General features: G+C 70.3%; 5 protein-coding genes and 1 pseudogene. 2 read left to right on the plus strand and 4 right to left on the minus strand.

Going from position 1 to position 7,024, the window contains the following annotated elements; genetic code table 11:
• Positions 1-209 precede the first annotated feature (209 nt).
• Positions 210-923 (plus strand): hypothetical protein, encoded by a 714-nt coding sequence (locus VG276_09345; protein HEV8649593.1) that lies wholly within the window; start codon positions 210-212, stop codon positions 921-923.
• A gap of 278 nt (positions 924-1,201) precedes the next feature.
• Here the strand turns inward: VG276_09345 and VG276_09350 are convergent, their stop codons facing one another.
• Complete coding sequence (locus tag VG276_09350; protein ID HEV8649594.1) at positions 1,202-2,032, minus strand: ABC transporter permease; 831 nt, start codon at positions 2,030-2,032, stop codon at positions 1,202-1,204.
• A complete protein-coding gene (locus tag VG276_09355) occupies positions 2,029-3,018 on the minus strand; it encodes an ATP-binding cassette domain-containing protein (GenBank protein HEV8649595.1) in 990 nt (329 codons plus the stop codon). The genes VG276_09350 and VG276_09355 overlap by 4 nt, the downstream gene beginning before the upstream one ends.
• Positions 3,019-3,117: 99 nt before the next feature.
• On the opposite strand from VG276_09355, the gene VG276_09360 reads away from it, so the two are divergent.
• Positions 3,118-3,627, plus strand: coding sequence for a MarR family transcriptional regulator (locus VG276_09360; GenBank protein HEV8649596.1), 510 nt, complete (start codon positions 3,118-3,120; stop codon positions 3,625-3,627).
• Positions 3,628-3,762: 135 nt separating this feature from the next.
• Here VG276_09360 and VG276_09365 read toward each other — a convergent pair whose 3' ends face one another.
• Positions 3,763-5,487 (minus strand): RIO1 family regulatory kinase/ATPase, encoded by a 1,725-nt coding sequence (locus tag VG276_09365; protein ID HEV8649597.1) that lies wholly within the window; start codon positions 5,485-5,487, stop codon positions 3,763-3,765.
• An 841-nt stretch (positions 5,488-6,328) separates the two neighbouring features.
• Positions 6,329-6,636: pseudogene (locus VG276_09370) on the minus strand (DUF664 domain-containing protein).
• Between the last annotated feature and the right edge of the window lie 388 nt (positions 6,637-7,024).

A 7,024-nucleotide genomic window follows, 5' to 3' on the forward strand; every position in this document is an offset into this window, starting at 1 on the left:
TGCCTTCGGGACCCGGGAGCGCGGAGGCGCCATGACCGAGGGCGAGGAGCCCAGGTGGGCTCCGCCCGGCACGGGCCCGCCAGCGGAGCAGGCCACCCAACCCCTCCCGCCGGGCGCTGGCGGGCCGCTCTGGCCGGGACCGCCACCGCACCCTGCGGGCGGCACCCCCTACCGAGGGACTGGCCGTTGCCGCCCTGGTGCTGGCGGTCGTGTCACTCCTGGTCCCTGTCCTTCCTGCCATCGTGGCGCTCGTGCTCGCCGCGGTGGCCGCGCAACGGATCCGGCACGCGCCCGGCGGCGCCGTGGGTCGCGGCCTCGTCACCGGGGCGGTCGCCCTCTCCACCATCGGCCTGCTCGTCTGGGTCGGGCTTGCCGCGCTGCTCGTGGGCGTGACGCAGCACGAGGAGCCGACGGGCCGGCCCGCCGCGACCGCCAGCGGCACGGCCGGGGCCGACCAGTTCTCGGAGGTGACCGCACCGCCGGCCACCGAACCGCCGGCCACCGAACCGCCGACGACCCAACCCAAGGTCGCCGCCGGCAGGATCGGCGACAAACTGACCCTCGACGACGGATCCAGTGACACCCAGCTTGAGGTCACCGTCACCCGGCTGAAGTTCTCCACCGGGGACCAGGTCGACCAACCCCTGCACGGCCTCTACATGGGCGCCTTCGTGGAGGTGCGCGCACTCGCCGACGACCAGCTCACGCCCTGGGGCGACCTCTACGCGCTGGTGGGCGGCCACCTCTACGACGGGGACGCAGGCACCGGCCTGGCCACGTTCGACCCGACCCTGGACCTTGTGATGCTCAACGCGGGCGAGCGAGCATCCGGCTGGCTCGTGTTCGACGTCCCCGCCCGGCACGGCCAGCTCGTGCTGCGCGACAGCATCGACGAGCACACGCTCGGAGCCTGGACGTACTGATGGAGGTCATGCTCTACCTTCAGCGTCGACGGCCGTGACCGTTGGCAGGTCAGCCAGCCAGGAGGACACCTGCTCATCAAACCTTGGTGTCCAGGCTAGCAACGGGTCATCGGCCCAGCTCTCGCCACTTGGAGTGCCGGCCCGGTCTCGCACGTAGCGAAGCGGGGCGGGTCGACCCTGGCGGGTCGACGAAGAGCATTGCTTTGACACTGGCGTCGACCTGCGACTCTGAGGAGGACTCGAAGCCACGTGGAGCGGGGCGCCGGCGGCCGCGCCGGCTACACGGCTCGGCGGTAGCGCCAGACGGCGATCGGGGCGAATACGAGCAGGATGCCGACGCCCCAGGCGAGGGACTGCAGCACGTAGGAGGTGGTCGACACGCCGAGCACGTCACCGCCGAGCACCAGCGCCCGGACGGCGGAGGCGGTGACCGAGACCGGCTGGTGCTCGGCGAACGGCTGCAGCCAGCCGGGCATGGAGCTGACCGGGACGAACGCCGAGGAGGCGAATACCAGCGGCGCCATTACGGGAAAGGCGGCGGCCTGGGCCGTCTCGGGGTCGCCGACCGCCAGCCCGACGGTGGCGAAGACCCACGACAGCACGTAGCCGAACCAGAGCACCAGCAGCATGCCGACCAGGAACGCCGTCGCGCTGGTGTGCACGCGGAACCCGACGGCGAAGCCCACCGCGGCCATGAGCGCCGCGACGAAGACGTTGCGGGCGAGATCAGCGACGGTCCGACCGACCAGGACGGCGGACCGGGCCATGGGAAGCGACCGGAACCGCTCGAGCAACCCGCTCTTGAGGTCGGTTGCCAGGCCGACGGCCGTGCCGATGGCGCCGAACACGGTGGTCTGGACGAAGATGCCAGGCATCAGGTAGTCGACGTAGGGAACCCCAGGGAGCGATCTGACCGCACCGCCGAACACGTAGCGGAACAGCAGGACGAAGATCACCGGCTGGATGGTGGAGAACACCAGCAGCTGCGGCACGCGGCGGTAGGCGATCAGGTTCCGGCCGGCGATCGCGAGCGCATCCCGCACGGGGCGGAGCGCCTTGCTGGCGCGACGGACCTCGGCGGTGGCCACGGTGGTGGCTGCTGTGGTCATGCGGCGCTCCCGGAGGGCGGGGCGCCAGCTTGGGCAGCAGCGGCGGCATCCTGGGCACGATGACCGGTGAGGGCAAGGAAGACGTCGTCGAGGCTCGGCTCGCGCACGGTGAGCGTCGCCGGCGTGAGGTCTTGGTCGTCGAGGAACCGGAGCACGTCGATCAGCACGCGCGCGCCGTTGTCGGAGGTCAGGCGCAGGGTCGCGCCGTCCCGCTCGGGATGGATGGCGAGCGTCCTGGCAAGCAGGTCCTCGGCGCGCGCGGCGCGGGTCGCGTCGGCCATCCCCAGCTCGATCACGGTACTGCCCAGCTGGGCCTTGAGCGCGGCCGGGGTGTCATTGGCGATCACCCGTCCGCCGTCGACGACGGCGATACGGTCGGCCAAGCGGTCGGCCTCCTCCAGGTACTGGGTGGTGAGCAGCACCGTGGTGCCCTCGGCGACCAGCTCGCGGATCATCGCCCACAGCGCGTTGCGGCTGGGGAGGTCGAGCCCGGTGGTGGGCTCGTCGAGGAAGACCACCAGCGGGCGCTGCACCAGCGCGGCAGCCACATCGAGGCGACGCCGCATCCCGCCGGAGTAGGTCCGCACGGGCCGGTCGGCTGCGCCGGTGAGGTCGAAGCGCTCCAGCAGCTCGTCGGCACGCGCGTGGGCGTCGGCACGCAGGAGTTGCGCGAGGCGCCCGACCAGCCGCAGATTCTCCCTGCCGGTCAGGTTGGGGTCGACCGCCGCGTACTGGCCGGCGAGCCCGATCCGGTAGCGGACCTCGTCGGCGTCGCGGACCACGTCGAAGCCGAGGATCTCGGCTCGCCCACCGTCGGGGCGAAGGATGGTGGTGAGGATGCGGATCGCGGTGGTCTTGCCAGCGCCGTTGGGGCCCAACAGCCCGAACACCGTTCGGGTGGGCACCTGGAACTCGATGCCGTCTAGGGCCACGACAGGTCCGAACCGCTTGGTGAGGCCTTCCACGACGATGGCGGCTTCGGTCATGCCGTGGATGCTCCACCGATGGTTCAGGTATGTCAAGTATCCAGCTCTTTCATTGTCTAACTACTCGAAACATCGCTGCGAGGCGGCTATGATCGGGCCGTGAGCGACAACGACCAGGCTCGGAGCAGGGTGGCGATTGCGGCCGAGGCGTGGGAGGCGGTCCTCGATCTGGCCATCTGCGAGCGCAACCGCTTCTTCCGGATCCTCCAGAAGTTCGGCCTCACCCCAGGGGACCTGCGGGCGCTCCTCGTCTTGGACGCCGATGACCCTCGTCCCATGGGGGCGTTGGCGCAGACGTGGGGGTGCGACGCGTCCAACGTGACCTGGGTGGTCGACCGCCTGGAGAAGCGGGGCCTGGTCGAGCGCCGCACGCTGCCGACCGACCGGCGGGTGAAAACCGTGGTGCTCACGCCTGCTGGGGCGAGGACCAAAGCCGAGCTGTTCAAGCGGCTCCACGAGCCTCCCGCCGACTTCCTCGCCCTCGACCGGGTCACGCTCGAGACGCTGCGAGACGCGTTGGCAAAGCTGCCGCGCTCGCTTCGAGCCGCCGGGCTCCACGGCCCTCCGCGTCCGGGCCACGCGCCCGGGGCGCAGCACGACCCGGCGTAGGTCGAGCGCCCATCCCCGAGTTCCCGACCCGAGCCCGCGTTGGGGGTCAGCGCCCTGCGAACCTGCATCTTCGCAGCTCGCCGCCGACCGTACGAGGTGAAGTGATGCGCTGTAGGACGCCTGCTTCCTGTCCAGCTAGCCTGGGATCAACCCGAGTCCTTGGAGATTGTTCGCCACCATGACGACGGCAGCAAGCGCCCCGGCCAGCACCGCAAGGGTGAGGCCAAGGCGCCGCGGGCTGAAGCGCTGGATGGCGATGGGCCTGGGTGGCTCGGGCAGGAGCGTCAGGAACTCGGCGTGCAGGTCCCGGCCCTGGGCGCGCATCATCTGGCGAAGCTGCGAGGGCATGGTCAGGCCGCGGGTGGCCGCGAACCCCTCGCTGACTTCCTCGACGCTGAACTGGCCAAGGGCCCGCTGGTAGACCCGGTCGGGGCTCGAGCGCAGGGCAAGGACCAGCAGCATGTTGGCCAGGTCGACCCCCTGGCGCCAGGGGCTTGGGCGCACCTCGGTGAAGAACACGTCAATCAGATACAGCTGACCGTCGCGCACCAGCAGGTTGGCCGGCTTGATGTCGCGGTGGGCAAGGCCCGCCTCCCAGAGCTTCCGGACGATCGCAAGGCCCTGGTCGATGATCGCGTCGTCCACCTCCGCCTGGCCGAGCTCGGCGGCGCCGTCGAGGAACTCGGTGACCACCAGGTACTCGCGCTCTGGGCTGAGCTCGACGACGCCGTAGGGCTCGGGGCTGGGCAGGCCGGCGCGCTGCATCAGCGCGAGCGCGTAGTCCTCCTGCTGCACGAACCGCCGCACGGTGTTGAACGGCTTCTCGTCCTCGAGCCGACCGTACAGCAGCGTACGGCCGAGCTTGTAGGAGCGGTCGGCCCGCAGGTGACTTTTGGCATACAGCTTGGCGAACAGCCATGCGTCCTCGTCGCCTTTGACCTTGATGCGCAGCGGAGTCGAGCCGGCCGATCCCTCCAGGCCGAAGGGCTGGACGTCGTCGACGATGACGCCGAGCTGGTCTTGGAGGGCGCGGCGGATCGCCTCGCCGCGGCGTCCCCCGACGTCAAGGTGGGCGGTGCGACCCCGGCGGTAGGTCACGGGAAACACCTCGTCCGGGCAGAGCAGCCGGAACGCAACGAGCGGGATCGTGACGCCGACGATGCTCGCGACGAGAACGCCGGTCGGTGTGTCGACCGCCAGGTAGATGCGGGCCAGGGCGACCACCGCAATGATCCCGGCGACCACACCCTTGCCCACCTGCCGTGTCCGACCCTGGGGGACGAGGGCGTACAAGATGCTGACCAGCCGGGCCGTCAGCGTCGCGACCGGCAGCAGCGGAGAGGCCGACTCGCCGACCGGACCCGGCATCGCAACCCCGGCCGGCCGGAGCGGGGAAGCTACCTCAGGGATGCCGTTGGCGATGTAGAAGGCCAGCGCCTGAACGAGGAAGGCCACGCCGAGAAACACCAGCAGCCGCCGGAACCGGCGAGTGGCCAGCAGTACGACAATGGTCGCCCATCCCAGCACGACGAACACCCAGCCAGAGCCAGACCCGAGGGCAGCGACCGCAAGCATCACCCTGGTGAGGGCCGGCGTGCGCAGGTGAGCAAGCGCCTCAAGTACACGCTGGTCGACGGGAAGGAGCGCCCCGCCGCCTCGAGTGATCGCGATCGCCCACACCAGGATCGCGAGGGTGCCGAGCCCGAGCCACCACCAGCCGGTCGTGCCGATCCGGCGCGGCAGCGGCGGCGGCTCCCCCGCTGGCCGCCGGCGTCGACGCGCCCAGACGACCCCGGCCCTGCCCAGGCTGGTCCCGTTGCGCTCGGGAACACGCGGACGGGATGCGGATCCTGGCTCCATGCAACTCCTGCCTACGGCCCGATCGCCGCCAGCCTACCAACGCCCACGCCACCCAGACACGGCCGCCGTGCCACTCGACAATGCATGGGTCCGGCAGGCCCACCTGCGCGATCAGCTCAGCCACGGACGCTGTGATGCGCTCTCCGACCGCTGTGCGGCTGCGCGCGCCACTCGGCGGAGCCCAAAGCAACCGACGAAAATGCTGGTCAGCGAGTTGGGGGTGAGCGCCATGCGAACCAGCGTCTTCGCAGCTCGCGCGTGACCGCACGAGGCCACCCCAGCGGACGCGCCCGGCTCCCGGCTTGAGGTGGGAAGACTCCTGCTTCAGGTGAGCAGCACCGCGCTTACGCCTGTGGCTGCCGGCGGCCTTCGGCCGCGATCCGATCCGTGTACCAACTTCCTGGCCTCCGGGTCTTGAGCAGCCGGGCAGTGGTGCCCTGTCTGCACCACGGGTCCCCGGGCGATCATGTCGGCCAGCACGCCGGGGAGACATCCCCACAACTGCCGCTGTCAACTCCATCTGCCTATCAGCGGTGGGGCTCCCGGCCTTCGTAGCGGGTGCGGATCGGCGTGCTACCCGGTCAGGACCTTGGAGAGGACGGCGGCCATGACAGAGACGGCCACCGGGAGGATGGTGGTCGCGGCCACTCGCTGGAGCCGTCGTGTCCGAAGTGGCCAGGCGGGGCAGGCTTCGTCCAGCGGCCTGAGCTGCCTGGTGAGCTCAGTACCGGCAGGGCTGTCTGGTTAGGTGTCGGACGGCGATGCCGAGGGCAGGCTCAATTTGATGGCGAGGGCGCAGGAAGTACATAGAAGCGGCTCAAGGCCGCCAGTGGCCGCGTCCGGGGTCGGGCACCGCGCCATCGAAGTCTCCGTCGGGGTCGGTGTCGGAGTAGAAGTGCGGCGGCGCGTCCTGGCCGGCCATCCTGTGCCGGAACCAGGTGCGCTCGACCTCGGCCATGTGGCGCACCAGCCCAGCAGCGACAGCGTGGAGGGCTCCACGGAGCGACGGGCCAGGTCGGCGGCGTCGAGGCCGGCGCACTTCAGCTCCAGCGTCAGGCGCTGGTCGCGCAGGAACTCAACCAGCGTGGCGCGCTCGTCGCCCAGGGTCGGCCCGTCTTCCCGTGGGTCGTTTTCGGGGTCGACGAACATGTCGGCTCTTCTGCTCGGGCTGCTCATGCCCGCAATCATCGGCGACCCGCACGGGATCCACCACAGGTTTTCCGGGTGCTGCCCGCGTCCGAGCGGTCCAGACTGCGTTGGACACTCTGGAGGGGGCAGCAGCACCTCTGTTGCGAACGCTGATCTTGCCACCAGCGAAGCCCCGGGCTTGGCTACGACGAAGGCTGAGACTTCGTTCGGGGCACTGTGGCTGCTGCAGAAGGCACAGCAGGAGCCCGGCGATTCCTCCACTCTCGGGGACGTAGCCGTAGCGGTGCGCGAGGATGCGACGTACAGGTCGCAGGCGGCCATGTCGGCCAGGCAGCCAGTGCGGTCCTGACGGGCCGAGTAGCGCCAGGTGGAATGACCAACTGAATGA

It is taken from the genome of Actinomycetes bacterium, from assembly GCA_036000965.1.
Lineage (GTDB): Bacteria > Actinomycetota > CALGFH01 > CALGFH01 > CALGFH01 > DASYUT01.